We start from the raw sequence: 24,965 nt of genomic DNA, 5'->3' as shown, positions 1-24,965 counted from the left end.
GGCGAGGCCCTCCCCCATCCCCTCCCGCCTGCGGGAGTGGCGTGACATGCGGCAAGGTGATCGGCATCAAGCCCCTCCTCCCGGCAGGGGGGAGGGGTTTGGGGTGGGGGCCAGGCCACGGGCGACACCACACGAGGCGAGCCCCTCCCCCGCCAGATCCGCACCCCGCCGCAGCAGATACACGTCCATGATCCACCCATGGACCCGCCGCAGTTCGGCCCGGCGCGCGACGATGCGTTCCGCCACGTCCGCCAGCCGTCCGGCCTCGACCGCCTGCTGCACCATGCCCAGATACGCCCCCCACCAGATCGCCGCATCCGGCTGGTCCAGCGTCGTGAACGCGCATCCCCCGTCGAGCATCACCGCCACGCTGTCCGCCCCCTCGGGCCAGCCGCCCTCGCGCAACCGCCGCCCGGTCGTCACCATCACCGGCGCGCCCACGGCGTTGAATGGAATGGCATGGGCCGCGCACAGGGCCTGGAGGCTGGTGATCCCCGGCACCACCGTCACCCGGTCCACCGCGACCAGCCGCCGGGCGATGCGGATCGTGCTGTCGTAAAGCGACGGATCGCCCCAGACGAGCAACGCCACCCGTCCGCCACCGGGCAACGCCCGCGCGATCTCCGCCGCCCAGCACCCGGCGATCGAGTCATGCCAGCGCTCGACATTGCCGAGATAATCGCCCTCCGCCGCCCGCACCGGCAGGTCGAACTCGGCGACCCGCGTCGTCGCCCCCGCCAGCACCTGCGTGCAGACATCGCGGCGCAGGTCGATCAGCTCGGCCTTGTCCGCCTTGCGCGGCAAGAGGATCAGGTCGGCGGCGCGCATCGCGGCCTCGGCGGCGCGGGTCAGGTGATCGGGGTTGCCCGTGCCGATGCCAATCAGGTCGAGATGGATCACAGATCCTCCATCAGCGGACCGTAGAGGATCAGCGCCGCCTTGTCCGACACACCCTCCGCCAAGCGCAGGGCCAGCGCTCCGATGGTCGAACGGGTCAGCCGCTGGTCGGGACAACCGACATGCTCGGCCATCAGCGCGGGCGTGTCGGGCGACAGGCCATGCGCGACCAAAGCCTCGGCCAGCGCCGGGAAGGTTCGCTTGGGCATGAACACGACGGTCGTCGCGCCCGCATCCGCCAGCGCGGCCATGTTGCGGTCGGCGGGCAGCGCACCCGTCACGTCATGGCCGGTCACGAACTGCACCCGCCGCGCCTCGGCCCGCCGCGTCAAGGGCAGGCCCGCCGCCGCCGCCGCGGCGCTCGCCGCGCTGACGCCGGGGACGATCTCATGGGGAATGCCCGCCGCCTTCAAGGCGACGATCTCTTCCTCCAGCCGCCCGAAGATACCCGGATCGCCGGATTTCAGCCGCACCACCCGTTTGCCGGCAAGCGCATGATCGACCAGCAATCGGTCGATTTCCCCTTGCTTGGGCGAAGCGCGGCCCGCGCGCTTGCCCACCGCGATCAGTTCCGCGTCCGTGCGGCAATGGTGCAACATCGGCCCGGCGGCGAGATCGTCGAACAACACGACATCGGCCTCGGCCAGACAGCGCACCGCCTTCAGGGTCAGCAGATCGGGATCGCCCGGCCCGGCGCCGACAAGGGATACGAATCCCGTCACCACCAGCGTGCCACCAGATGGAAGAAAGTCCCCGTCACATGCCCCCGCCGCGACCCGGTCTCGGGCACGGCATCCCCTTGCGCATCGACGACATGGGCAAGCGCCGCATCCGGCTGTTCGAGAACGGTCGAGTAGTGAAACTCATGCCCCCCGAGCACCGCACCCTCGGGCATCCCCGCCACCTCGCCCAGCAAGGTCGCACGGCGATAGCCGAGATGCATCTTGCGCCTGGCATAGCTGGTCACGAGGCCGAGCAGCCCCGCCATGCGGTGGCTGACACCCTCCGCGTCGACCAGCGCCTCGCCCAGCGCCATATAGCCGCCGCACTCCCCATGCACCGGCTTCGTCGCGGCATGGGCGATGAGCCCGGCGCGGAACCGCTCCGCCGCCGCCAGCCGCCCGGCATGGAGTTCGGGATAGCCGCCGGGTAGCCAGACCAGATCGGCCGAGGCATCCGGTGCCTCATCGGCCAGCGGCGAGAAGGGCAATATCTCCGCCCCCCCGGCACGCCAGCCCTCCAGCATATGCGGATAGACGAAGGAAAAGGCCGCATCCTGCGCCAGTGCGATCCGCTGGGCGGGCGGTGGCGGGAGCGCAGTCGGCGAAGCGGCCACGGGCCCGGCATGGGCCGCCGCACGCACCGCCGTCAGGTCGACATGCGCCGCCAGGAACGCGGCATAGTCGCCGATCAGCCGGTCGAGTTCGGGATGCTCGACCGCCTGCACCAGCCCCAGATGCCGCTCCGGCAGGACCAGATCGCCGCGCCGGGGCAACGCGCCGAAGACCGGCAGGCCGATCGCCTCGAAGCCGAGCTTCGCCAGCCGCTCATGACGCGGGCTCGCCACGCGGTTCAGGATCACCCCCGCCACGCGCAGATCGGGATCGTAGCGCGCGAAACCCAGCGCGGTCGCCGCCGCCGACTGGGCCTGGCCCGACACGTCGATGACCAGGATCACCGGCCAGCCCATCCGCCTGGCCGTCTCCGCGCTGCTGCCCATGCCGGTCGCGCCGGGTCTGGCGACGCCGTCGAACAGGCCCATCGAACCTTCCGCCAGCACGAGGTCGGCATCCGCCCCGCGCTGGCCCAGCGTGTCGAGCAGCGCGGCGGGCATCGCCCAGCCGTCGAGGTTGAACGACGCCCGCCCGCACGCCGCGCGGTGAAAGGCGGGGTCGATGTAATCGGGCCCGCTCTTGAATGGCTGCACGCTCAGCCCGGCGTCACGAAACGCGCGGAGCAGGCCCAGCATCACGGTCGTCTTGCCGGTGCCCGAGGCGGGCGCTGCGATCATCAAACCGGCGGTCATTTCAGGGTGTTTCCAGGGCGATAGCGACGATCATATCCTTCCGCATACAAACGGCTCTCGGCGAAATCGCTCTGGGACAGGACGCGGCCGACCAGGATCAGCGCGGTACGCTCCGGCCCATCGGCGGCGGCCTCTTCGATCGTGGACAGCGTCGCACGGACGATCCGCTGTTCGGGCCAACTGGCGCGCCAGACGATCGCGACCGGGCAGTCGTCGCCGTAGTGCGGGGTCAGGTCGGCGACGACCTTGGCCAGATTGTGGATCGACAGATGGATGGCCAGCGTCGCGCCGGTCGCGGCGAAGGCGGTCAGCGACTCGCCCTCCGGCATGGCGCTGGCACGGCCGGGGGTGCGGGTCAGGATCACCGACTGGGCGATACCGGGCAGGGTCAGTTCGCTCTCCAGCGCCGCCGCCACCGCCGCGAAGGAGGGGACACCCGGCGTCACCGAGACGGGGATGCCCAGTTCGCGCAAACGCCGCACCTGCTCGCCCATCGCCGACCACACCGACAGGTCGCCCGAGTGCAGCCGCGCGACATCCTGCCCCCTGCCATGCGCCTCCGCGATCTCGGCCATGATCTCGTCGAGGGTCATCGGCGCGGTGTTCACGATGCGCGCGCCCGGCGGGCAATGCGCCAGCACCGCCTCCGGCACCAACGATCCGGCATAGAGGCACACCGGGCACGCCGCGATCAGGTCGCGCCCCCGCAGGGTCAGCAGGTCGGGCGCGCCGGGTCCGGCGCCGATGAAATGGACGGTCATGATTCAAGTCCCTGGGCGATGGCGCAGGTCGCCATGCGGTCGGAGGAAATCTGGCGGGGTACGATGATCCGCGCGCCCGGACCGGCGGCGGCGAGCGCGACGGCTTCGGCGACGCTGCCGACGCCGCGATGGGCAAGACTGATACCGGAGCGGGTCGGGGTGTCGATACCGCTCAGCCATTCGGGCGGTACGGGCATCACGGACAGCCCCTGGGCTTGTGCGAAACCGGCGATCAACGCGGCTCGGTCCTCGGGCACGGCCAGGCGATCGGGACTGAGGCCGGTCGCCGCCAGTGCCTCTCGGAAGGACTCGGCCGTCGCCTCCGCGCGGCATCCGAAACCGGCGATCACCATGCGACCCGCCATTGCACGATGGGATAGCTGGCCTTCCATCCACGCCTGGTGCCGAGCGACCGGGCGCGCGCCAGTTCGATGCGGAGCATCTCGCCGCCATGACGCGCGTGGCAATCGGCCAGCAGCGCCTCCGTCTCCAAAGTCACGGCGTGCGCGACGAGCCGACAATGCGGCAGGGCGCGCAGCACCTCGACCAGTTGTGGCGACAGCCCGCCGCCCACGAACACCGCGTCCGGGTGCGGCCGGTCGGCAAGCCCCGCCATCGCATCGCCCTCGACCAGTTCCAGCCGTTCGACGCCCAGCCGCGCGGCGTTGGCTGCGGCACGGGAGAGGCGGTCCGGGTCACGCTCGAACCCGATCGCGCGCGTGGTGGGATCGCTGAGCAGCCATTCGATCGCGACCGATCCCGATCCGGTGCCGATGTCCCACAGCAACTCGCCCGGACGCGGAGCCAGTGCCGACAGCGCCAGCGCGCGGACGGGGCGCTTGGTGATCTGTCCGTCATGGTCGAACCAGTCATCGTCCAGCCCGCTCGCACGGGGAAGAACGCGGCCCTGTCCGGCGGGCTCGATGGCGACCGCGACCGGATGCACGATGTCGGTCCAGTCGAGCATGTTCGCCGTCACCCGCCGCACCCGCTCGCGCGGGCCGCCCAGCGCCTCCAGGACGGTCAGCGCGCTGTCGCCGAAGCCCTGCCCCGCCAGCCACGCCGCCAACCCCGTCACCGCCGAACCGTCGCGCATCAGCGCCAGCACCCGCCGACCCGGTGCCAGATACGGGCGCACGGTCTCCAGGGGGCGGGCGTGAAGCCCGACGCTCTGGATCGTCTCCACCGGCCAGCCCAGCCGGGCCGCCGCCAGCGACAGGGTGGAGTGGGCCGGGTACGCCACCCACTCACCCGGTTCCAGATGGCGCGTGACGACGGACCCCGCGCCGAACCAGAAGGGATCGCCCGACGCCAGCATCACCACCCGCTGCCCCCGCCGTTCGAGCAGCTTCGGCACACCGTCCGCAAAGGGCACCGGCCACACGACCCGCTCCGCCCGGCCCTGCTCGAGCAGCAGCGACAGGTGACGGGGCGCACCCATCACGCTATCGGCGGCCTTGATCGCGGCGCGGGCGGGGACGGTCAGGCCGTCCCAGCCATCCTCGCCGATGCCGATGATCGTCAGCCAGGGTTCGGAGTCAGCCATGCGCCACATCCTTCTGCTCGGCGGCACGACCGAGGCGACCGCCCTGGCCACCGCGCTGGCCGCACGCGGCGAGCGGGCGGTGCTGAGCTATGCGGGCCGGACCGACCATCCGAGTGCGCAGGCGATCCCGACGCGCGTGGGCGGGTTCGGCGGCGTGGAGGGGCTGGCGGACCATATGCAGCGTGAGGGCGTCACCCATCTGGTCGACGCGACCCATCCCTTTGCCGCGCGGATCAGCAGCAATGCCATCGCGGCGGCGGAGCGGGCGGGGGTGCAACTTCTCGCGCTGACCCGACCCGAATGGGTCGAGGGCCCCGGCGATCGCTGGACCCGCGTGGCCGATACCGGGCAAGCGGTGGCCGCGCTCGGGCGCGATCCGGCGCGCGCCTTTTTGGCGCTCGGGCGCCAGACCATCGGCGATTTCGCCAGCGCTCCGCACCACTTCTACCTGCTGCGCTTCGTCGATGCCGCCGAGCCGACCTTGCCACACCATCATCTGGTGGTGGATCGCGGCCCCTTCACGCTGGCGGGTGAACTGGCGCTGCTGCGCGAACATCGGATCCAGGTGATCGTCGCCAAGAATGCGGGCGGCGCCGGCGCGCGGGCGAAGCTGGACGCGGCGCGCGAACTCGGCCTGCCCGTCGTGATGATCGACCGGCCCTTCATCCCCGACCGGCCGCAGGTGCACGGCGTCGCACAGGTGCTGGACTGGCTGGATCACGGCGTCGTCCGGGGAGTATAGAGGATCGGCTGGCCAGCATGGGGCACCGCCCGTGTGCGGCTGGACCCGATGATGACGACGGTACGCATGTCCGCCATCTCGCCGCGCGCCGCCGGAAGCGGCACGATGCGCAACCGCTCCTCGGGCGTCGAGACGGCGCGCGCGAACAGCACCGGGCGATCGTCCCCGCACACCGCCCGCAACAACGCGAAGGCGGCGTCCAGCGCATCGGGCCGCGCCTTGGACCGGGGGTTATAGAGCGCGATGGCGAAATCCGCCTCCGCCGCCAGCCCTAACCGCCGCTCGATCAGCGCTTGCGGCTTGAGATTATCCGACAGGTTGATCGCGCAGAAATCATGCCCCAACGGCGCCCCCGCCCGCGCGCTCGCCGCCAGCATCGCGGTGATGCCGGGCAGCACGCGGATGTCTAGATCGTGCCAGCGCTCGGGGTCTTCCTCCACCCGCTCGAAGATCGCCGCCGCCATCGCGAACACCCCCGGATCGCCCGAGGACACGACGACCACACGCCCCCCCGCCTCCGCCATCTCCAGCGCGTGGAGCGCCCGGTCGCGCTCGACCCGGTTGTCGCTGGCATGGCGGGTCAGGCCCGGCCGCTCGGGCACGCGCGCGACGTAAGGAATATAGCCGACCACGTCGGTCGCCTCGGCCAGCGCCGCCGACACCTCGGGCGTGACCATCGCCTCCGCCCCCGGCCCCAGCCCCGCGACGATCAGCCAGCCGCTCATGGCCGCCGCCCCTGCCCGTGGATCAGCGCGATCGAGAAATAGGGGGCGGGTGCGTCTTCCACCTCCGCCAGTCGGCGCACACGCTCCCCGGCTTGCGCGGCATGTTCGACCAGCCATGCCTGATCCGCCCGCCCCGCCGCCGCGATGGCGCGGCGCAGCTTGGGCAGGTGGCGGCCGATCTTCATGACGACCAGCGCATCGGTCTCGGCGATCCGCCGCGTCAGTTCCGCCTCGGGCAGGGTCGCCATCGCGACGGTCAGCACATCGTCGCCCCAGGTGATCGGCGCGCCGCTGGCGGTCCAGGCGCCCGACATGCCGGTGATGCCGGGCACGACCGCGACCGGCGCGTGGGTCCGCAACCGGCTGTGCAGGTGCATGAACGATCCGTAGAAGAACGGATCCCCCTCGCACAGCACCACCACATCCTCGCCGCCCTGCACCAGCGACAGGATATGCGCGGTGCATGTCGCGTAGAAGGCCGACAGGCACTCGTTGTAGCGCGGGTCGGTAAACAGGATCTCGGTCGTGACCGGATAGTCCATCGGATATTCGACCACGTCGTCCCGCAGCATCCCGTCGACGATGGTGCGGGCATGGCCGCGCCGCCCCGCCTTGCGGAAATAGGCGACATGCCGCGCACCGCGCACCAGCCGGTCGGCGCGGACGCTCATCAGGTCCGCCGCGCCCGGGCCGAGGCCGACGCCGTGAACGGTCCCCGTCATTCGGCGCGGCTCGCCAGCGCGTTGATCGCGGCGACAGTGATCGCACTGCCGCCCGGACGGCCCTTCACGATGGCGCACGGCACCGGCTGCGCCTCCCAGAGCGCGTCCTTCGACTCCATCGCGCCGACGAAACCGACCGGACAGCCGATGATCGCCGCCGGGCGCGGGCAGTCCGGGTCTTCCAGCATGGTCAGCAGGTGGAACAGCGCGGTCGGTGCATTGCCGATCGCGACCAGCGCGCCCGCCAGATGCGGCCGCCACAGCTCCAGCGCGGCGGCGGAGCGGGTCGTGCCCATCTCCCTGGCGAGCCCCGGCACGGCGGGATCACGCAGGGTGCAGATCACCGGATTGTCGGCGGGCAGACGCGCGCGCGTCACGCCTTCGCTGACCATATGCGCATCGCACAGGATCGCCGCGCCGTTCGCCAGCGCTTGCCGCCCGGCCAGCGCAAAACCCGGCGAAAAATGGATCGACGGCGCCAGTTCGACCAGCCCGGCGGCATGGATCATGCGCACCGCGACCGGCTCTTCCTCGGCATCGAAGCGGGCCAGCTCCGCCTCGGCGCGGATGATGGCGAAGGACTGGCGATAGATCGCCGCGCCATCGGTTTCGTAACTATACGGCATCAACAGGCTCCGAGAAGCGCGACCGCCCCCTCGGGCGTCAATCCGGTGTGAAGGGGCGCGGCCCCGGCGCGGGCGTTGCGGACCAGATCGAAAGCCCCCTCCCGCCCGGTCAGCACCCAGTCCGCCGCCCGTGCCCGTGCGCAACCCTTCGCGCAACCCGAGACGTGCAGGCGGCCCTCGATCAGTGGGGCAAGGCGGGTGGCCAATCCACGGGTTTCGACGCTCGCCTGCGGGCAAGCGGGCGCGCCGACACAGGCGTCGACATGCAGGATCGGACTGTCGGCGAGCAGCATTCCGGCGGCGGGGGCCGGTGCCATGCCCTCGGCGATCAGAAGCCGCCAAGGGGTAAGGCGAAGGGCGCAGTCATGCGCGCGGACGAACGCCGCCAGCGATGCAGCGTCGATCCGACCGAAGGGCAGACCATAGACCGCCCCCATCGGATGCGCGCCGGGCTGCACCGGTGCGCCGGAGGCGGGCACGGCGTCCCCTTCGGCCCAATCGGGCAAAGTGGCGTTGTGACGTACCATACGCCCGGCGGTGCGGCCGTCGCTATCGGCGAACCAGTGCGCCAGTCGGATCAGGCCATCGACCGCGTCGGAGCGGGTGACGGTCACGCCGCTCGCCCGGCCATCGGCGCGCAACAGCAATTCCCCCGTAGCCGCCCGCTCGACCCGGAAATCGCCCGGCGCGTCGGTCAGCATCGGAGCCGCCCCTGCATCGACGACAAAGCCGACCTTGCCCGGCAACTCGGGCAATTCGGCCAGCCGCTCGCGCAGTTCCACGACGATGGCATGGGTGTCGTCGCCCTCACGCCAGTCGGGATTGGCAAGAATCGCCCCCCGTCCCTCGCGCACCGGATCGGGATCGACCAGCCCCATCGCCTGCAATGCCCCAATCAGCGCGGGCCAGCCTGCTTCGTTCACGCCGCGCAGTTGCAGGTTCGCGCGGGCGGTCAGGTCGATCTGGCCATTGCCGTATCGAAGGGCGGCGGCACACAGCCCCTCGACCTGTGCCGCCGTCAACCGTCCCAGCGGCGGGCGAACACGGACCAGCAGCCCGTCCCCCGCCATCATCGGCCGGAACGCATCAGGGCACCAGCCCTTGACGACGAAGCCGCTCATGCCGCCCCGTCCAGAATCGCCAGCACCGAGTTGCGCCGCGTCCGCCACAGTCCTGCCTTATGAAGCGCCGCAAACCGCGCCTCCATCGCCGCCAGCGCCGCCGGGTTCGCCTGCGCCATGAAATCGCGCACCTCATCGCGCGCCAGCGTCGCATCCCAATAGAGGTCGATCAGCGATGCGGGCACCACGTCCGCGAGATGCGCAAAGCTGCCCAGATGGTCGAGCGTCGCCGCAATCTCCGCCGCGCCCCGGAAGCCATGCGCCATCATCCCCGCCACCCAGCGCGGGTGGGCGGCGCGGGCATGGACGGTGCGGGCGATCTCCTCCGCCAGCGTCCGGGCCTTGGGGCTGGCGGGATCGCGCGTGTCGAGATGATAGAGCGAGGCCGTCCCCTCGCCCAGCGCCCCCCGCGCCGCCGCGAACCCAGCCTGATGCGCGGCATAGTCCGCCGCGAGTAGCAGGTCGCTCTCGGGCAGGTCGTGGACATGGACGAAAGCCTGCGCCCCCGCCACCCGCGCCGCGATCCCCTCGGCATCGCGCCGGTCGCCATCGTCGAGCGCGGTCGACGACGCGGCCAGCCAGCTCCGCCCCGCCTCGATCCGCGCCGCCTCGTCATAGCCCGCCTCCGGGTCCAGCCCGATGCCGTAGCGGCCGGGCGCCGGGCCATAGACGCGCGGCGCCGCCTGACCGACGAAGGGATTCCACTCCGGCTCTTCGTCGCGGGCACCCAGCACGCGCACCGCCTGCCCGAACAGGGCGACCAGATGCGGAAAAGCATCGCGGAACAGCCCCGATACCCGCAACGTCACATCGACACGCGGTCGGTCGAAGCGCATCAGCGGCATCACCTCGAACCCCGTCACCCGCTCGGAGCGATGGTCCCAGACCGGCTCGACCCCGATCAGGTGCAGCGCCATGGCGAATTCCTCGCCCGCCGTACGCATCGTCGCCGAACCCCAGAGATCGACGATCAGGGTGCGCAGGTGATCGCCCTCCTCCTGCATATGGCGGCGGATCAGTTCCTCGGCCAGCTTCACGCCCTGGGCCTGCGCCGCCCGGCTCGGCACCGCGCGCGGGTCGATGGCGTAGAGGTTGCGGCCCATCGGCAGCACATCGGCACGACCGCGATAGGGCGATCCCGAAGGCCCCGCCGCTACGCGCCTGCCGTCCAGCCCGGCGAGCAGCCCGGCGCGTTCCGCCGCGCCCTGCTCGCCGCGCCCGAAGACGTGCAGCCCTTCGCCGAACTGGCTGTCCTTCACGTCGCACACGAACGCGTCGATGCGGGCCAGCGGATCGTCAGCCCCGGCCAGCCCCAAAGTCTCGCCCAGCCCCACGCTGTCCGCCTCTTCCGCGATCAACCCGCGCAGCCGGTCGCGACGCGCGGGATCGAGGCCATCGGCATTGGCATATTCGTCGAGCAACGCCTCCAGCCGCCCCAGCCCCACACCCGTCTCGGCCTGCACCAGCGCCGGGGGGACATGGCCGATCGTCACCGCGCCCAGCCGCCGCTTGGCCTGCGCCGCCTCGCCCGGATCGTTGACGATGAAGGGATAGAGGACCGGCCAGTCTTTGGTCAGCGCCTCGGGCCAGCAGGCGTCGGACAGCGCGACCGCCTTGCCGGGCAGCCACTCCAGCGTCCCATGCGCACCGACATGGACCAGCGCGTCGATGCCTTGCGCCCGAAGCCAGAGATAGAAGGCGACATAGGAATGGCGCGGGCAGCGGGAGAGGTCGTGATAATCCTCCGCGCGTACCTCGCGACGGCCACGTTCGGGCTGGAGCGCGACGATCGCCTTGCCCAAAGCGAGGGCGGGGAAGTGGAAGGCGTCACCCTCGACCAGCGGGTCGTCCTCAATCGCGCCCCAGCTTTCGCACAGGTCCGTGCGCAGGGTCTCAGGGAGCGAAGCCAGCGCGTCGCGATAGGCCGCCACCGGCCAGGCGATCCGGTTGGCGAGCAGCGCGGCGGGCAGATCCGCCCCCGTCTCCACATCGTAACCGGCATCGCGCAGATCGCTCAAGATGGCGTCCGTCGAGGCAAAGCCGTCCAGCCCGACCGCATGGGCCGCCTGCCAGTCCTTGCCCGGATAGGTGGACAACAAGATCGCCAGCCGCCGCTCCGCCGCCGGGGTGGCGGCAAGCTTCGTCCAGCCCGCCACTCGGTCCGCCACCGCCGTGATGCGGGCGGGCTCGGCGCGGTGGAGGCGCAGGGCGATGTCGAAATCGGGGTCGCGCTCACCGGGCTCCTTGAAGCTGACCACGCCCGCGAAGAGGCGGCCGTCGATCTCGGGCAGGACGACATGCATGGCGAGGTCGGCGGGCGACAGGCCGCGCGCCGAACCCTCCCAGCCCTCGCGGTCACTGGTGGCGAGCGCGACCTGGAACACCGGCACGCCCGCTCCGTCGAGCGGGGTGGCGTCGTCCTCGCCGCGTGCGGAAAAGGCGGTGGCGTTGACGATCGCGGCGGGGGTCAGGGCCTTGACCCAACGCGCGATCCACGGACCTGCGCCTTCGGCTTTCAGCGAGGGGACGAAAAGGGCGACGGGGTCGAAGCCGCGCTCGGTCAGGGCGGCATGGAGGGCGGCGATCGGCTCCAGATCGGCGGCGGCGAGATAGGCGCGGTAGAAGGTTAGCAGGATGCGGGGACGGGTCGGGTTAAGCAGGGCGGTGGCAGGGCAGGCAACACCCCCCATGAACCAGCCTCCAACGGGTGCTATCTTAAAGCCCCTCTCCCGGCAGGGGGAGGGGTTGGGGAGGGGCACGGCCGCAAGCGAAGTAGCTTGGGGAGACGGCCCTCCCCCATCCCAGTTGCAGGTGAACGATGCCCCGCATCGTTCAGGCCATGCCGGGGGCATGGCCGACCTGCAACTCGCCTGCGGGAGGGGCGTGCTTGAGGCGACCGTTCCGCGCAAAAACCCCTCTCCCGGCAGGGGGAGGGGTTGGGGAGGGGCAAGAGCCACAGACGACAACGCCGCGATTTCGCGCAAAGCCAGAGCCGCCGCATCCGCCCCGCCCGCATCGCACAGCGCGGTCAACCGCCGCACCACCGCCTCCCCCACCGTCGACGCCGCCATCAACCGCCGATCCTCGCGCCCGTCCGCCGCCAGCACCGCCAGCGCGATCCCCCGCTCCCGCGCCAGCCGCTCCACTTCGCGCAGGCCGTATTCCCAATAGGCCGCCCCGCCGATCAACCGGATCAGGATCGCCTTCGCGTGCACCAGGGTCTGCTCGACATAGGTGTCGACCGACAGGGGATGGACCAGCGCCGCCAGGTTGGCGAGCCGCAGCGACCAGGGGAATCCCCCCGCCCGCCAGCCCGCCGCAAAGGCGCTCAGGTCGCTGTCGGAGAAGGACAGCACGACCACGTCACCGGGGCGCTGCCCCAGATCCTGCGGAACCGCCTGTTCCTCCAGCCCATGGCTCTCGCGAAAGACGAGATGCACCGGCTCAGCCCTTCAGCACGGCCTCGATGGCGGGGCGGTCGATCCGGTCATGCTCGGCGATGACGACCAGCTGCGTGCCGCGCGGCTCGCCCGCACCCCAGGGACGGTCATAGCTGGTGCGCACCCGGCGCCCCACCGCCTGGACCAGCAGGCGCATCGGCTTGCCCGCGACGGCGGCATAGCCCTTCACGCGCAGGATATCCTGCTGCTCGGCCAGCGTCACGATGCGAGTGGCGATCGCCTCGGGGCTCTCCACCTCGCCCAGCATCACCGAGATGCTGTCGAAATCGTCATGCTCGTGATCGTCCGCGCCGTCATGGTGCGAGGGGCGCGCGGCGATGTCGTCCTCGGCGGCGGCCTCCAGCCCCAACACGATCTCGGCCGAGACGATGCCGTCCACCGCCTCGACCATCGGCAGCGGACGCGGCGCCTCGGCGGCGATGATCGCGCGCGCCTTGGCGACACCCTCCGGCCCGGCAAGGTCCGCCTTGGTCAGCAGGACGATATCGGCGCAGGCCAACTGGTCCTCGAACACCTCCGACAGCGGGGTTTCATGGTCGAGGCTGGGGTCGGCGGCGCGCTGCGCCTCGACCGCGTCGAGATCGGGGGCGAAGCGGCCAGCCGCGACCGCCTCCGCATCGGCGAGCGCGACCACGCCGTCCACGGTGATGCGAGAACGGATGGCGGGCCAGTCGAACGCCTTCAAGAGCGGCTTGGGCAGCGCCAGCCCGGAGGTTTCGATCAGGATATGATCGGGGCGCGGCTCCATCGCCAGCAGCTTCTCCACCGTCGGGATGAAGTCGTCGGCGACGGTGCAGCAGATGCAGCCATTGGCCAGCTCGACGATATTCTCCGCCGGGCAGTCGGGGATGGCGCAGGACTGGAGGATGTCGCCATCGACGCCCAGCGTGCCGAACTCGTTGACGACTACTGCCAGGCGACGGCCGCCCGCGTTGCGGATCAGATGGCTGATGAGCGTGGTCTTGCCCGCGCCCAGAAAGCCGGTGACGATGGTGACGGGGACCTTGCTGAGGTCACGCATAGTAATTCTCCGACGCGCCGGACGAGCGAGAACGGCTTGGGGCCAATCGCCGGGGCGGTGACGAACGGGCGCTGTCTCATGCGTCCGCCCCGCTGTCCGGCGACCGATGCGGCCCCGGCCGCATGGCTTCGTCGCTCTCCGACGGAGAACCGTGCCCCGACCAACCCCTGGGTCCAGGCAAGAGCGACCATGACGCCGGCAGGTCTCCTGGCTCGCGGGTCAAAGCGGATGCGATGCGCCTTCCCGGATTGCTCCAGTGGCCGTGCCTGCGACAGCACCAGCATCGCTCGCTCGCCGCTTACAGTTGCAGGGACAGCCGGGGATTTGCACCCCATTCCCGTTTCAAAGCCCCAAGGGGCACCGGCGCGATCTCCGGGGACTTTCGGCCCCGATGCGCGGCATTTATCCCGCCGCACCGGGCTTGGCAATTCGCGCCTCCATCGCTGCGAACCCACGCCAGCGATAGAGCAGGAAACTCGCGCCCCAGCAGAGGACGAACAGCCCCACGATCGCGAAGCCCAATATGTTGAAATGCTCCGACAGCGCACCCGCATAACGGAACGGCCCCGCCGTCCAGCCGAACCGCTCGGCCAGCAGCGCGGTCGCCTGGATGCCGCCGATCACCAGCGCGACCAGCGCCGACACCAGCGTGATCGTCATGTTATAGTAGAGCTTGCGCAGCGGATGGACGAATGCCCACTCATAGGCCCCGAGCATCACCAGCCCGTCGGCGGTGTCGATCAGCGCCATGCCGGCGGCGAACAGCACCGGGAACACGAGGATCGTCGCCAGCGACACGCCATCGGCGGCATGGGAGCCCGAGAGACCCAGGATCGCCACCTCGGTCGCGGTGTCGAAGCCGAGGCCGAACAGGAAACCGAGCGGTGCCATGTGCCAGCTCCGCCGGATCAGCCGGAACAGCGGGTGGAACAGCCGCGACAACGGCCCCTGTCCCGAAAAGAGCATGTCGGCATCCGCCTCCACCATCGGCTCGCCACGCGCGACGCGGCGAAAGCGGGTCCAGACGTCGCGCAGGATGATCAGGTTCATCACCGCGATGGCGAACAGGAAACTCGCCGAGACGATGGTGGCGATGGTCCCGCCGCTCTGTCCGAAGGCCTCGAAATCGGCGAGCGTGCTGGCGGCGAGCGCTACCGTGGTCGCCGCGATCAGGACGATGGCGGAATGGCCGATCGCGAACCACAGCCCGACCGCGATGGGCCGCTGGCCGTCCTGCATCAGCTTGCGGGTGACATTGTCGATGGCGGCGATGTGATCGGCATCGACCGCATGGCGAAGCCCCAGGCTATAGGCGAGCAGCGCGGTGCCGAGCATCAGGCTGTTGCCCGCGAAGACACTGAGTGCCCAGCCCCATATGGCGACGTTGACCGCGACCAGCGCGGCCATCAGCACGACGACGCGGCGTTTCAGCGGCCTTCCACTTGACGGTAATTCGGACATGGGCAAATGGCCCTTCCCCGGCGCCGTTGCGACAAGCGCCGATCCTCCGCTGGCGGTCGTGACCCCGGCCAGAGGCGGGCGCGCGCCGGGCGGGGCTCCGATTCGGATCGGCCTGGTGACGTCGCTCGAATGATACATTATATCCCGCCGATGACCATCCCCTGGATCGCGGCAAGAGCGACTCGCACCGGCAGGTCTCCTGGCTTGCGGGTCGAAGCAAAGGCGATGCGGCCTTCCCGGATCATCTCCAGTGGCGGCCCTGACGGACCAGCATCGCTCGCTCACCGCTTACAGTTGCAGGGACAGCCGTGGTTTTGCACCACATTCCCGTTTCAAGCCCCCGAAAGGGCACCGGCGCGATTGGCGGGACCGGCTGGAAGCCGTCCCTGCCTTCCCGGATACTATGCGGCCCATCGCCGCGCAAACGGCTTTATCGCGGGCCACGCGCGGCCTAATCGGTGGGCATGACTTGGAAAGCGATGCGCCGATGGACCCCGGCGGCGGCGGCAATGCTCGCGGCCTGTTCGGGCGGCAACTACCGTCCGGTGAGCGATACGCCGGTGCGGATCGGGCGCCCCTATACGGTGCGCGGCATCACCTATGTCCCCGCCGAGGACGCGACCTATGACATGCTGGGCTATGCCAGCTGGTATGGCGGCGAATCGGGGAACCGCACCGCCAATGGCGAACGCTTCCGTCCCGGCTGGGCGACGGCGGCGCACACCACCCTGCCGCTGCCCAGCTATGTCGAGGTGACGGCGCTGGACACGGGGCGGCGGATCATCGTCCGGGTCAACGATCGCGGGCCATTCGCGGGATCGTCGCGAATCATCGACCTGTCGCGCGGCGCCGCCGAGCAGCTCGGCCTGCGCGCAGCAGGGAAGGCCGCCGTGCGGGTACGCCGGGTGGAGCCGGATGAGAAGGACCGCGAACGCCTGCGCCACGGCAAGGCGGCGCGGCCTTTGCCGCCGGTATCGGACGCGGTGCGGGCGAACCTGCTGTCGCAAGTCGCGGCGGCCGGGATGACGGTGCGGTAGCGCATTCCTCCCCAAGCTCGCTTGGGGAGGGGGACCGCCGCGAAGCGGTGGTGGAGGGGCGGGGACATATGCCCCACCACCACTCGCTCACGCGAGCGGTCCCCCTCCCCGCGCTATGCGCAGGGAGGAATGCGCGAAACGAAAAAAGCGGGCTCTCGCCCGCTCCGCCGTCATCCGCCGATGTTGGTAGAAGATTGGTCGGGGCGACAGGATTCGAACCTGCGACCCCCACACCCCCAGTGTGATGCGCTACCAGGCTGCGCTACGCCCCGACCGAGCGGCGGCCTCTAGGCGGGATTTCCGGGGGATGCAAGCCTTGATGTGCAGATAGTCGGCACCCCACATCCCCCTCTCCATTGCGCCTGTCCGCCTGCGATGGTAGCGGGCAGGCTATCCGACATGGGGGCTTGTCGATCGACGTCGATCGACCGGTGCCCGTGCCCATTCAGCATAGACGGGTCCGAATGTTCATTCCCTTCACCGCCCAGGCAGCTTCCGGGGCCGCCACGTCCAGCGGAGCCGCCTCGTTCCTCAGCCTGGCGCCGCTGCTCCTCGTGTTCGTCGTCTTCTATTTCCTGATGATCCGCCCGCAGCAGCGCCGGATGAAGACGCTGCAAGCGTCGATCGAGGGGGTCAAGAAGAACGATCAGGTCACCACGGCGGGCGGCATCGTCGGCAAGGTGACCCGCGTCGAGGACGCCCTGGTCGAGGTCGAGATCGCCCCCAATGTCCGCGTCCGCGTGGTCAAGGCGACGCTGACCGACGTGGTCGACCCGACCGCCAAACCCGCGAACGACTGACCCCCCGATGCTGGATTTTCCCCGCTGGAAGGTCGCTTCCATCGTCGCGCTGCTGGCGGCCCTGTGCCTGCTGGCGATCCCGAGCTTCCTGCCCGAAAGCGTCACCAATAGCTGGGGCGCGATCCCGCATCCCCGCGTGAACAAGGGCCTCGACCTGGCGGGCGGCAGCTATCTGCTGCTCGAGGCGGACACCGCCGACCTGGCCAATACGCGGCTCGAGACGATGCGCGACCAGGTCGCGGCCGAGATGCGGCGCGGCAATCCGCGCATCGATATCGGCGACATCTCGGTCCGGAACGGCCAGCTCAGCTTCATGCTGCGCGACCCGACCCAGGTGGACGCGGCGCGCGAGCGGCTGCTGACCATCACCGGCGGCGGCGCGGGGATGACCGGCCAGCGCGAATGGGACATCCAGGTCGTCGACACCTCGCGTTTCGTGCTGAAGCCGACCCAGGCGGGGCTGACCCAGGCGGTCGACACCGCGATGAAGACCGCGACCGAGGTCGTGCGTCGCCGCATCGACGCGCTCGGCACCAAGGAACCGACGATCCTCCAGCAGGGCAGCAACCGCATCGTGGTGCAGGTGCCCGGCCTCCAGAATCCGCAGGCGCTGAAGGACCTGATCGGCAAGACCGCCAAGCTGGAGTTCAAGCTGGTCGACACGACCGCGAACCCGGCCGATCTGGTCAAGGGCAACGCCCCCGCCGGCAGCCAGGTCCTGCCCTATCCCGGCAACCCGCTGGGCGTGCCGTTCATCGCGGTCAAGCGGCCCGTCATCATCTCGGGCGACCAGTTGATCGACGCCCAGCAGACCTTCGACCAGCAGACCAACGCGCCGCAGGTGGCGATCACCTTCGACGCGCAGGGCGGTCGCAAGTTCGCGCGGATCACGCAGGAAAACACCGGCAAGCCGTTTGCGATCATCCTCGACGGCCAGGTGCTGTCGGCCCCCAACATCAACGAACCGATCCTGGGCGGTCGCGCCTCGATCAGCGGCAACTTCACCGTCGACACCGCCAACCAGCTGGCGATCTCGCTTCGCTCGGGCAAGCTGCCGATCGACCTGAAGGTCGTCGAGGAACGCACCGTCGGCCCCGATCTGGGTGCGGACTCGATCCGCGCGGGCATCCTGGCCTCGGCGATCGCGGCGGTCGCGGTCATCGTGTTCATGACCGTCACCTATGGCCGGTTCGGCATCTACGCGAACATCGCGGTCGTCATCAACGTGCTGGTCATCCTGGCCGTCATGGCGATGCTCAACGCGACGCTGACCCTGCCGGGGATCGCGGGCTTCATCCTGACCATCGGCACCGCGGTCGACGCCAACGTGCTGATCAACGAGCGCATACGCGAGGAACGACGGCGAGGACGCAACGTCGTCCAGGCGGTCGAGCTGGGTTACAAGGAAGCCAGCCGCACCATTTTCGAGGCGAACGTGACCCATGCGATCTCGGGCGTCATCATGCTCGTGCTCGGCTCTGGCCCGGTCAAGGGCTTCGCGGTCGTGCTGCTGATCGGCATCGTGACCAGCGTCTTTACCGCCGTTACCTTCACGCGGATGCTCGTGGCGCTGTGGTTGCGCCGCGAAAAGCCCAAGACCATCAATATTTGAGGCAGGAGAACAGACAATGCGCCTCCTGAAACTCGTCCCCGACAACACGAACATCGACTTCGTCCGCCTGCGCGGCTGGGCGTTCGGGCTGACGCTCGCGCTCACCCTGCTGGCGGTCGGCGTGACCTTCGTGAAGGGCCTCAATCTGGGCGTCGACTTCGTCGGCGGCCTGATGATCGAAGAGAAATTCCCGACGCCGCCCTCCGCCGACCGGGTCCGCTCGGTGGTCGACGGGCTGGGCGTCGGCGACGCCAATATCCAGACGGTCGGCGACGGCCGGACGATCAGCATCCGGCTGCCCGTCCCTGCCTCCAGGGACGAAGGCGCGACCAACGGCGTCGTCCGCAAGGTCGAAGCCGCGCTGGGTCAGCAATTCCCCGGCGCCACCTTCAGCCGTTACGACACGGTTTCGGGCAAGGTGTCGAACGAGCTGATCAAGCACGGCGTGCTGGCGGTGGTGCTCGCGATCCTGGGCATCGGCCTGTTCGCGATCTTCCGCTTCGAATGGCAGTTCGGCGTGTCGACCATCGTCGCGATCGTCCACGACCTGCTGGTGACGCTGGGCTTCTTCGCGATCACGCAGTTCGAGCTCGACCTGACGATCATCGCGGCGTTCCTGACCATCATCGGCTATTCGATCAACGACAAGATCGTCATCGACGACCGCATCCGCGAGAATATGCGCCGCTATCGCAAGATGGACATGCGCGAGATCATCAACCTGTCGGTCAACGAGACGCTGCCGCGCACGGTGATGACCTCGGTCACCATCCTGCTGGCGCTGGTCGCGCTGCTGCTGCTGGGCGGCCATGTGCTGCGCGGCTTCACGGCGGCGATGATCCTGGGCATCGTGGTCGGCACCTATTCGTCGATCTACGTCTCGTCCTCGCTGCTCATCACGCTGGGCCTGCGCGCCGAGCCCAACCGCGAGAAGCCCGGCACGACCGACAAGCGTCGCGTCGCCGATGCCGAGCGGATCACGCCGCGTGAGCCGTAAGTAAGCGGGGATGAGCGACTCGATCCGCATCACGCGCGACCCCACCGCGCCCGGCCCGATCGTCCGTGGTTTCGCCGCCACCGGCTATCGGGTCGGCGAGATCGCCTATCCGGCGCTGTTGCTTTCGCCCGACTGGCACGAGCCATGGAGCCCGCCGCCGTTCGAGGCGCTGACCGCCGAGGCCGTCGAACCGCTAATCGCCGAGCTGCCCGAATTCCTGCTGCTCGGCACCGGCGCGACGCTCCGCCGGGCACCCGCCCGCTTCGTCGCCGCGCTGGAGGCTCGCGGGCTGGGCGTCGAGGTGATGGACAGCCGCGCCGCGGCCCGTTCCTGGGGCGTATTGCGCAGCGAGGGGCGCAAGATCTGCGCGGCGCTCTACCCGCTCGACGCGTGACCGTCGTCGCCCCAGCGCAGCGTGGGGCCTTTATCGATCATACCGAATGGTCCTGATTTCCCGATCCTGGTAATCGGGGGCGGGCAAGGGATTCACCGCCCGGCGCGCGCGACCAGTTCCGACAAGTGCGAGTGGAGCGCGGCCGCATTCGCCGCCCAGGTGAAGTCGCGCACCGCCGCGCGCACCGCCCACGGATCGGCAGCTTGCGCCAGCACGTCGCGAATCGCCGTCGCGAAGGCCTCCGGTTCGGCCTGGGTGATCCGCCCGGCGGTCCGGCTGGTCACGACGTCCCCCGCCCCGCCCGCCGCCGTGATGACGATCGGCGTACCGCAGGCGAGCGCCTCGACCCATGCATTGGCCAGCCCCTCGGAAGACGACGCCAGCGCCATCACGTCCGCCGCCCCCAGCCAGCCGGGAAGATCGTCATGGCGAATCGCCCCCACCAGCCGGACCCGATCCGCGATTCCCAGCCGCGCGGCGCGGGCCTGAAGCGCGGCACGATCACCACCCTCTCCCACGATCACCAGCGTGACGCCCGGCAGGCGCGCCACCGCGTCGATGACCACGCCATGCCCCTTGCGCGGGATCAGCGCACCGAGTGACAGGACGACCGGTCCCCCCAGCGCCAACGCTGCCTTCGCCGTCGCGCGATCGGTCGGCTGGAACCGCGCCTGATCGACACCGGTGTGATGCACCCTGATGCGCGCGCGGGAGACGCCCAGCGCGGCCACGTCGCAGGCCATCGCATCGCTGACCGCGAGCAGCCCGTCGGCGGCGGCCGCCGCCCGCGCCACCTGTCGGCGCGTGGCGCCCAGACGGCCCCAATAATGGATGTCCGCCCCCCTCGCCTTGATCGACACCGGGACACCATATCGCCGCCCCAGCGCGACCGCCGCCGGGCCGTCGGGAAAGAAGAAGGACGCATCGATCACATCGAACGCCCGCTCGTCGCGCAGACGATCGATCACGGGGATGAGCGCGCGGGTCAGCGCCGCGACATGGAAGCGCCCAGCCGTCCCCGGCACGGTGACGAAGCGCGGACGGCTGACGTCCAGCCCGCCCCAGCTTTCCCGCAACGGCAGCGCCGCCTGTGCACGAAACCGCTCCGCCCGGGGTAACGGCCATATGGGCAGACCGATCGGCGCCACCACCCGCACGGCTATGCCGGGCCGCATCGCCAGTGCCGCCGTCTGCCGCTCGACGAAGATGCCGAAATTGGGCCGCGTCGAGTCGGGGAACAGGCTCGACAGGGTCAGCACGTTCAGCATGAAACCTCTTAACCTTGCGGAGGCGGCAAATTCCCGACTCAATGACGCCGTTTACGGAAGCAATGTACGGCCAGGCCTTCACCTTGCCACGCGATTGCCGAATATTTCACTATCGGCGCGGCGATTGTGACGGCAAAGTCGATGTTCATTCATGTCCTCGACAGATCGGGCCTGACAGATTTGCCGGGAGGGCCCGTCGGCGGGCGGCAAGCGGGGTGAGGGTTCGATGGGGCGATTCGGTCGATGGGGCGCCGCGCTGGCGCTGACGGCAACGCTGGCGGGATGCGGCGGCGGCGATGGCGGCGGTTCCGCCGGAACGATCGCGACCGGCGGCACCGGCGGTTCCTCCGGGGGCAGCGTCGACTCGGCCTGTTCGCTGCGCAGTCGGCAGAACTGGGTCTTCAGCCAGATGAACGAATGGTATCTCTTCCCGGAGACGCTGCCCGCTTCGCTCGATCCGTCGCCCTATACGACGGTCAGCGACTATATCGACGCGCTGACCGCGACCGCGCGGGCACAGCGCAAGGATCGCTATTTCACCTATCTCACCTCCATCAAGGAGGAGAACGCCTATTATAATTCGGGCTCCGATGCGGGCTTCGGCTTCCGCCTGACCACCGACGCGTCGCAGTCCAAGCTGCTCGTCGCCGAATCGTTCGAAAGCGGCGCCGCGCTGGCGGCCGGAATCGATCGCGGGACCGAGATCCAGGGGATCGGGACTAGCGCCACCAATATCCAGTCGATCCAGGCGATCGTATCCGCCGATCCCAATAACGGCCTGTCCAACGCGCTCGGGCCCGACACGGCGGGCACCGTCCGCTATTTCACGGTCGCCGATCCTTCGGGCGCGGTACGCACCGTCACGCTGACCAAGGCGGCCTATACGCTGCAACCGGTATCGCCCAATTACGGCGCGCAGGTGATCACCGACAACGGCCAGCGCTATGGCTATATCAACCTGCGCACCTTCATCAGCACCGCCGATCCGCAGCTCAGGGCCGCCTTTTCGACCTTCAAGCAGCAGGGGATCACCCAGGTCGTGGTCGATCTGCGCTATAATGGCGGCGGCGCGATCACCATCGCCGACCTGTTCAACAATCTGCTCGGCGGCGCGCGGCAGTCGTCGGACGTGATGGGCTATGTCAGCTTCCGCCCCAGCAAGGCGTCGAACAACGAGACGACCTATTTCGCGCCGCAGCCCGAATCGATCATGCCGACGCGAATCGCCTTTATCGGCACCGGCGGCACGGCGTCGGCGAGCGAACTGGTGCTCAACCGGACCCTGCCCTATTTCGGATCCAATTCCGGGCTGATCGGCACCAATACCTATGGCAAGCCGGTGGGGCAGATCGCATTGGACAATGCCCAGTGTAACGACCGCCTGCGCGTGATCGCGATCTCGCTCCAGAACGCCAATCGGCAGGGCGATTATTATAACGGGCTGGCCGGTGTCGTTCCCGCGAGCTGCCGCGCGGGCGACGACCTGACCCGCAGGATGGGCGATCCGCAGGAAGCCTCGACCCGCGCCGCGCTCGACTTCCTCCAGGGCAAGAGCTGCACCCCGATCGGCACGGGCGCCTCGGCCCAGTCGGTCGGCGACGGCCCACGCAAACTGGTCCAGCCCGCCACCCCGTCCGCCGCACAGCGCGACGTACCGGGGCTGTTCTGAGGCCCGCCAAGCCGTTCGAAATTCCTCCCCCCGCCCAGGGGGAGGAACGTCCGGTTACAGCCGCTGCGTACCCGCATAGGCGAACAGCGCGTCGCCGTCCGGCGACAGGGTGACGGTTTCCGAACCCGTCACCGTCAGGCACTGGCCCGCCTTGAAATCGACACCCGACACAGAGCCCGTACCGGTGATCGGCACCAGCCATGCGGTGCGGCCTTCGGGCAACGCGACCTTGTGCTCGCCCGCCGCCCAGCGCTCGAGCACGAACTTCGGCCCCTCGACCAGGATATCGCGCCCCTCGCCCGCCGGTCCCGGCGACGCGATCGGCTGATACGGGGTCAGGTGCGCGACATCGACACCGTCCTCCAGATGGAGTTCGCGATCGCTGCCATAATCATAGAGTCGATAGGTGGTCTCGCTGTTCTGCTGCACCTCGATCACGGTCAGACCGGCGCCGATCGCGTGGATCGTCCCCGACGGAGCGTAATAGAAATCGCCCACCTTGATCGGCACCCAGTCGAGATCGTTCTCGATCGAGCCGTCGCGCGCATCGGCACGCAACTGGTCCTTGGTCATCGGAGCCTTCGGCCCCAGCGCGATCGTCGAATCGGGCTCGGCGGTCAGGATCGTCCAGCATTCGTCCTTCCCGCGCGGCAGGCCACGGGCGTGCGCCTGCTCATCATCGGGATGGACCTGCACCGACAGCTTCTCGCTGGTGAAGAGATATTTGATGAGCAGATCGGGCGAGGTGTCGCCGGGCTCCTGGAACCAGACCTCGCCGATGGGCGCGCCGCCCGGCGCGACATCCTCGAAGCCGGGATAAAGCGTGTGACGACCCCAGGGCTTTTCGACGCGGTGGGTATGAAGCATCGTGGCGGGCATGGCGTGCGGGATTCCTTCCGATCGGGTGACGGTGCAATCGCGCAGACGGCGGTTCGTTCCGCCGCCCGCGGCATTGCCGTCCCCATGCCGCGACGACCATATCCAAGGCAAGTCATCTGTCGCGACCGGCGTTGCGCAGAGGGACTGTTCCCCGCCCTCATGCTGCGCTAAGGACCACTGCGATGCGTAACCCCCGTTCCCGTGCGCTGTCGCTGGCGCTGATCGCCGCCATGGCCCTTCCGATCGCGGGTTGCGCCCGCAACCGTACCCGCACCGACCTGCCTTATGTCGCGCGCGACGTCGGCACGCTGTACACGGCCGCCAAGAATCGGCTGGACCAGCACCGCTACAAGGAGGCGGCGCTGCTGTTCGACGAGGTGGAGCGTCAGCACCCCTATTCGATCTGGGCCCGCCGCGCGCAGCTGATGAGCGCGTTCAGCTATTATCTGGGCCGCGACTATACCCAGTCGATCCAGTCGGCGCAGCGTTTCATCTCGGTCCATCCCGGCAATCGCGATGCGCCCTATGCCTATTATCTGATCGCGCTCGGCTATTACGAGCAGATCCAGGACGTCACCCGCGATCAGAAGATCACCCGCCAGGCGCTCGACGCGCTGGGCGAACTGATGCGCCGCTATCCCAACACCCGCTATGCCGCCGACGCGCGATTGAAGGTCGATCTGGTCAACGATCACCTGGCGGGCAAGGAGATGGAGATCGGCCGCTTCTACGAGGATCGCCATCAGTGGCTGGCCGCGTCGATGCGCTTCCGCACGGTGGTCGACAAATATCAGACGACGAGCCACACGCCCGAGGCGCTGTTGCGGCTGACCGAGACCTATCTCGCGCTCGGCGTCCGGCCGGAGGCCGAACGCGCCGCCGCCGTGCTGGGCGCCAATTTTCCGGGCAGCGACTGGTATAACCGGGCGTTCAAGCTGATGCGCGAATATCCGGTGGAGCAGATCCCCGCGATCCAGCCGGGCCAGCCCATCGTGCCGACCGGCACGCCGGGTTCGGTGAATATCGGCCTTCCCGGCGGCGGCGGCAGCACCGCCACCCCCAGCGCCGCCGCACCGGGCCGCCCCACCCCCACCGGCAACAACAGCTCGCCCACGGGCTGAGCCCCTCTCCCTCGCCCCCTCACCCAAGCTGCCCTGGCCAGCAGGCTGGCAAGCTCCGCTAACCCTCTCCCCTATCCGG

The 24,965-nt window shown here is 69.4% G+C and carries 23 protein-coding genes, 1 tRNA gene and 2 riboswitches; of the genes, 8 read left to right on the top strand and 16 right to left on the bottom strand.

Annotation, left to right across the window (positions count from 1 at the left end; all coding sequences use genetic code 11):
• Nucleotides 1–66 precede the first annotated feature (66 nt).
• Genes cobF through cbiE form a run of 6 tightly spaced genes read right to left on the bottom strand, consistent with a single transcriptional unit; the run spans nucleotide 67 to nucleotide 5,230 of the window.
• The gene (gene cobF / locus LRP66_RS07925; protein WP_230481954.1) at nucleotides 67–900 is read right to left on the bottom strand and encodes a precorrin-6A synthase (deacetylating); all 834 of its coding nucleotides are present in this window, start codon (nucleotides 898–900) and stop codon (nucleotides 67–69) included.
• Entirely contained in the window at nucleotides 897–1,619 is a 723-nt protein-coding gene (cobA, locus tag LRP66_RS07920; RefSeq protein WP_230481953.1) for a uroporphyrinogen-III C-methyltransferase, read from the bottom strand. Before cobA ends, cobF begins: the two co-directional genes overlap by 4 nt.
• Nucleotides 1,616–2,923 carry a cobyrinate a,c-diamide synthase gene (locus LRP66_RS07915; RefSeq protein WP_230481952.1) on the bottom strand — a complete coding sequence of 436 codons (1,308 nt, stop codon included), beginning with the start codon at nucleotides 2,921–2,923 and terminating at the stop codon, nucleotides 1,616–1,618. Before LRP66_RS07915 ends, cobA begins: the two co-directional genes overlap by 4 nt.
• Nucleotides 2,920–3,684, bottom strand: a complete 765-nt coding sequence (gene cobM / locus LRP66_RS07910) for a precorrin-4 C(11)-methyltransferase (RefSeq protein ID WP_230481951.1) — start codon at nucleotides 3,682–3,684, stop codon at nucleotides 2,920–2,922. The genes LRP66_RS07915 and cobM overlap by 4 nt, the downstream gene beginning before the upstream one ends.
• A complete protein-coding gene (locus LRP66_RS07905) occupies nucleotides 3,681–4,037 on the bottom strand; it encodes a cobalamin biosynthesis protein (protein ID WP_230481950.1) in 357 nt (118 codons plus the stop codon). Before LRP66_RS07905 ends, cobM begins: the two co-directional genes overlap by 4 nt.
• Complete coding sequence (cbiE, locus tag LRP66_RS07900; RefSeq protein WP_230481949.1) at nucleotides 4,031–5,230, bottom strand: precorrin-6y C5,15-methyltransferase (decarboxylating) subunit CbiE; 1,200 nt, start codon at nucleotides 5,228–5,230, stop codon at nucleotides 4,031–4,033. Before cbiE ends, LRP66_RS07905 begins: the two co-directional genes overlap by 7 nt.
• Here cbiE and LRP66_RS07895 point away from each other — a divergent pair.
• Nucleotides 5,229–5,972, top strand: a complete 744-nt coding sequence (locus LRP66_RS07895; protein WP_230481948.1) for a cobalt-precorrin-6A reductase — start codon at nucleotides 5,229–5,231, stop codon at nucleotides 5,970–5,972. The two genes, cbiE and LRP66_RS07895, sit on opposite strands and share 2 nt — an antisense overlap.
• Here LRP66_RS07895 and cobJ read toward each other — a convergent pair.
• The 7 genes from cobJ to LRP66_RS07860 all read right to left on the bottom strand — a co-directional run bounded on the left by cobJ (nucleotide 5,948) and on the right by LRP66_RS07860 (nucleotide 15,109).
• Nucleotides 5,948–6,697, bottom strand: a complete 750-nt coding sequence (gene cobJ / locus LRP66_RS07890; RefSeq protein ID WP_230481947.1) for a precorrin-3B C(17)-methyltransferase — start codon at nucleotides 6,695–6,697, stop codon at nucleotides 5,948–5,950. The two genes, LRP66_RS07895 and cobJ, sit on opposite strands and share 25 nt — an antisense overlap.
• The gene (locus LRP66_RS07885; protein ID WP_230481946.1) at nucleotides 6,694–7,419 is read right to left on the bottom strand and encodes a precorrin-2 C(20)-methyltransferase; all 726 of its coding nucleotides are present in this window, start codon (nucleotides 7,417–7,419) and stop codon (nucleotides 6,694–6,696) included. Before LRP66_RS07885 ends, cobJ begins: the two co-directional genes overlap by 4 nt.
• Nucleotides 7,416–8,045: a precorrin-8X methylmutase gene (locus LRP66_RS07880; RefSeq protein ID WP_230481945.1), complete on the bottom strand. Its 630-nt coding sequence runs from the start codon at nucleotides 8,043–8,045 to the stop codon at nucleotides 7,416–7,418. The genes LRP66_RS07885 and LRP66_RS07880 overlap by 4 nt, the downstream gene beginning before the upstream one ends.
• Nucleotides 8,045–9,166 (bottom strand): cobalamin biosynthesis protein CobG, encoded by a 1,122-nt coding sequence (locus LRP66_RS07875; RefSeq protein WP_230481944.1) that lies wholly within the window; start codon nucleotides 9,164–9,166, stop codon nucleotides 8,045–8,047. The genes LRP66_RS07880 and LRP66_RS07875 overlap by 1 nt, the downstream gene beginning before the upstream one ends.
• Entirely contained in the window at nucleotides 9,163–12,606 is a 3,444-nt protein-coding gene (gene cobN / locus LRP66_RS07870; RefSeq protein WP_230481943.1) for a cobaltochelatase subunit CobN, read from the bottom strand. Before cobN ends, LRP66_RS07875 begins: the two co-directional genes overlap by 4 nt.
• Nucleotides 12,607–12,610: 4 nt before the next feature.
• Complete coding sequence (gene cobW, locus LRP66_RS07865) at nucleotides 12,611–13,648, bottom strand: cobalamin biosynthesis protein CobW (protein WP_230481942.1); 1,038 nt, start codon at nucleotides 13,646–13,648, stop codon at nucleotides 12,611–12,613.
• A gap of 180 nt (nucleotides 13,649–13,828) precedes the next feature.
• Nucleotides 13,829–14,028: riboswitch (cobalamin riboswitch) on the bottom strand.
• Nucleotides 14,029–14,050: 22 nt separating this feature from the next.
• On the bottom strand, nucleotides 14,051–15,109 hold the full coding sequence (locus LRP66_RS07860; RefSeq protein WP_230481941.1) for a HoxN/HupN/NixA family nickel/cobalt transporter: 1,059 nt from the start codon (nucleotides 15,107–15,109) through the stop codon (nucleotides 14,051–14,053).
• Between the two features lie 172 nt (nucleotides 15,110–15,281).
• Nucleotides 15,282–15,480, bottom strand: a riboswitch (cobalamin riboswitch).
• 108 nt (nucleotides 15,481–15,588) lie between these two features.
• Here LRP66_RS07860 and LRP66_RS07855 point away from each other — a divergent pair.
• The gene (locus LRP66_RS07855) at nucleotides 15,589–16,146 is read left to right on the top strand and encodes a septal ring lytic transglycosylase RlpA family protein (protein WP_230481940.1); all 558 of its coding nucleotides are present in this window, start codon (nucleotides 15,589–15,591) and stop codon (nucleotides 16,144–16,146) included.
• 195 nt (nucleotides 16,147–16,341) lie between these two features.
• Here LRP66_RS07855 and LRP66_RS07850 read toward each other — a convergent pair.
• Nucleotides 16,342–16,418: transfer RNA gene (locus LRP66_RS07850), tRNA-Pro, on the bottom strand.
• A 192-nt stretch (nucleotides 16,419–16,610) separates the two neighbouring features.
• On the opposite strand from LRP66_RS07850, the gene yajC reads away from it, so the two are divergent.
• Genes yajC through LRP66_RS07830 form a run of 4 tightly spaced genes read left to right on the top strand, consistent with a single transcriptional unit; the run spans nucleotide 16,611 to nucleotide 19,949 of the window.
• Nucleotides 16,611–16,946 carry a preprotein translocase subunit YajC gene (yajC, locus tag LRP66_RS07845; protein WP_230481939.1) on the top strand — a complete coding sequence of 112 codons (336 nt, stop codon included), beginning with the start codon at nucleotides 16,611–16,613 and terminating at the stop codon, nucleotides 16,944–16,946.
• A gap of 7 nt (nucleotides 16,947–16,953) precedes the next feature.
• Nucleotides 16,954–18,558, top strand: coding sequence for a protein translocase subunit SecD (secD, locus tag LRP66_RS07840; RefSeq protein ID WP_230481938.1), 1,605 nt, complete (start codon nucleotides 16,954–16,956; stop codon nucleotides 18,556–18,558).
• Nucleotides 18,559–18,574: 16 nt separating this feature from the next.
• The gene (gene secF / locus LRP66_RS07835) at nucleotides 18,575–19,555 is read left to right on the top strand and encodes a protein translocase subunit SecF (RefSeq protein ID WP_230481937.1); all 981 of its coding nucleotides are present in this window, start codon (nucleotides 18,575–18,577) and stop codon (nucleotides 19,553–19,555) included.
• 10 nt (nucleotides 19,556–19,565) lie between these two features.
• Nucleotides 19,566–19,949 carry an Mth938-like domain-containing protein gene (locus tag LRP66_RS07830; RefSeq protein WP_230481936.1) on the top strand — a complete coding sequence of 128 codons (384 nt, stop codon included), beginning with the start codon at nucleotides 19,566–19,568 and terminating at the stop codon, nucleotides 19,947–19,949.
• A 92-nt stretch (nucleotides 19,950–20,041) separates the two neighbouring features.
• Here LRP66_RS07830 and LRP66_RS07825 read toward each other — a convergent pair whose 3' ends face one another.
• Complete coding sequence (locus LRP66_RS07825) at nucleotides 20,042–21,217, bottom strand: glycosyltransferase (RefSeq protein WP_230481935.1); 1,176 nt, start codon at nucleotides 21,215–21,217, stop codon at nucleotides 20,042–20,044.
• A gap of 226 nt (nucleotides 21,218–21,443) precedes the next feature.
• Here LRP66_RS07825 and LRP66_RS07820 point away from each other — a divergent pair, with 226 nt between their 5' ends.
• Nucleotides 21,444–22,886 (top strand): S41 family peptidase, encoded by a 1,443-nt coding sequence (locus tag LRP66_RS07820; RefSeq protein WP_230481934.1) that lies wholly within the window; start codon nucleotides 21,444–21,446, stop codon nucleotides 22,884–22,886.
• A 54-nt stretch (nucleotides 22,887–22,940) separates the two neighbouring features.
• Here LRP66_RS07820 and LRP66_RS07815 read toward each other — a convergent pair whose 3' ends face one another.
• Nucleotides 22,941–23,765 carry a class I mannose-6-phosphate isomerase gene (locus tag LRP66_RS07815; protein ID WP_230481933.1) on the bottom strand — a complete coding sequence of 275 codons (825 nt, stop codon included), beginning with the start codon at nucleotides 23,763–23,765 and terminating at the stop codon, nucleotides 22,941–22,943.
• 182 nt (nucleotides 23,766–23,947) lie between these two features.
• On the opposite strand from LRP66_RS07815, the gene bamD reads away from it, so the two are divergent.
• Nucleotides 23,948–24,886: an outer membrane protein assembly factor BamD gene (gene bamD, locus LRP66_RS07810; protein WP_230481932.1), complete on the top strand. Its 939-nt coding sequence runs from the start codon at nucleotides 23,948–23,950 to the stop codon at nucleotides 24,884–24,886.
• Nucleotides 24,887–24,965 lie beyond the last annotated feature (79 nt).

Origin of the sequence: Sphingomonas sp. Leaf21 (assembly GCF_916858675.1) — a bacterium.
In the GTDB taxonomy this organism is placed as follows: domain Bacteria; phylum Pseudomonadota; class Alphaproteobacteria; order Sphingomonadales; family Sphingomonadaceae; genus Sphingomonas.
Note: the sequence above shows the minus strand (reverse complement) of the source record. Positions and strands in the feature narration are given on the sequence as shown.

What these genes read in the sequence shown, in the direction of transcription:
- LRP66_RS07875 (WP_230481944.1), bottom strand. Translation starts at nt 9,166, where the DNA reads ATGAGCGGCTTCGTCGTCAAGGGCTGGTGCCCTGATGCGTTCCGGCCG.
- cobM (WP_230481951.1), bottom strand. Translation starts at nt 3,684, where the DNA reads ATGACCGTCCATTTCATCGGCGCCGGACCCGGCGCGCCCGACCTGCTG.
- LRP66_RS07880 (WP_230481945.1), bottom strand. Translation starts at nt 8,045, where the DNA reads ATGCCGTATAGTTACGAAACCGATGGCGCGGCGATCTATCGCCAGTCC.
- LRP66_RS07885 (WP_230481946.1), bottom strand. Translation starts at nt 7,419, where the DNA reads ATGACGGGGACCGTTCACGGCGTCGGCCTCGGCCCGGGCGCGGCGGAC.
- cobJ (WP_230481947.1), bottom strand. Translation starts at nt 6,697, where the DNA reads ATGAGCGGCTGGCTGATCGTCGCGGGGCTGGGGCCGGGGGCGGAGGCG.
- LRP66_RS07825 (WP_230481935.1), bottom strand. Translation starts at nt 21,217, where the DNA reads ATGCTGAACGTGCTGACCCTGTCGAGCCTGTTCCCCGACTCGACGCGG.
- bamD (WP_230481932.1), top strand. Translation starts at nt 23,948, where the DNA reads ATGCGTAACCCCCGTTCCCGTGCGCTGTCGCTGGCGCTGATCGCCGCC.
- yajC (WP_230481939.1), top strand. Translation starts at nt 16,611, where the DNA reads ATGTTCATTCCCTTCACCGCCCAGGCAGCTTCCGGGGCCGCCACGTCC.
- secD (WP_230481938.1), top strand. Translation starts at nt 16,954, where the DNA reads ATGCTGGATTTTCCCCGCTGGAAGGTCGCTTCCATCGTCGCGCTGCTG.
- LRP66_RS07895 (WP_230481948.1), top strand. Translation starts at nt 5,229, where the DNA reads ATGCGCCACATCCTTCTGCTCGGCGGCACGACCGAGGCGACCGCCCTG.
- LRP66_RS07915 (WP_230481952.1), bottom strand. Translation starts at nt 2,923, where the DNA reads ATGACCGCCGGTTTGATGATCGCAGCGCCCGCCTCGGGCACCGGCAAG.
- LRP66_RS07830 (WP_230481936.1), top strand. Translation starts at nt 19,566, where the DNA reads ATGAGCGACTCGATCCGCATCACGCGCGACCCCACCGCGCCCGGCCCG.
- cobW (WP_230481942.1), bottom strand. Translation starts at nt 13,648, where the DNA reads ATGCGTGACCTCAGCAAGGTCCCCGTCACCATCGTCACCGGCTTTCTG.
- LRP66_RS07905 (WP_230481950.1), bottom strand. Translation starts at nt 4,037, where the DNA reads ATGGTGATCGCCGGTTTCGGATGCCGCGCGGAGGCGACGGCCGAGTCC.
- LRP66_RS07855 (WP_230481940.1), top strand. Translation starts at nt 15,589, where the DNA reads ATGCGCCGATGGACCCCGGCGGCGGCGGCAATGCTCGCGGCCTGTTCG.
- LRP66_RS07815 (WP_230481933.1), bottom strand. Translation starts at nt 23,765, where the DNA reads ATGCCCGCCACGATGCTTCATACCCACCGCGTCGAAAAGCCCTGGGGT.
- secF (WP_230481937.1), top strand. Translation starts at nt 18,575, where the DNA reads ATGCGCCTCCTGAAACTCGTCCCCGACAACACGAACATCGACTTCGTC.
- LRP66_RS07860 (WP_230481941.1), bottom strand. Translation starts at nt 15,109, where the DNA reads ATGTCCGAATTACCGTCAAGTGGAAGGCCGCTGAAACGCCGCGTCGTC.
- cbiE (WP_230481949.1), bottom strand. Translation starts at nt 5,230, where the DNA reads ATGGCTGACTCCGAACCCTGGCTGACGATCATCGGCATCGGCGAGGAT.
- LRP66_RS07820 (WP_230481934.1), top strand. Translation starts at nt 21,444, where the DNA reads ATGGGGCGATTCGGTCGATGGGGCGCCGCGCTGGCGCTGACGGCAACG.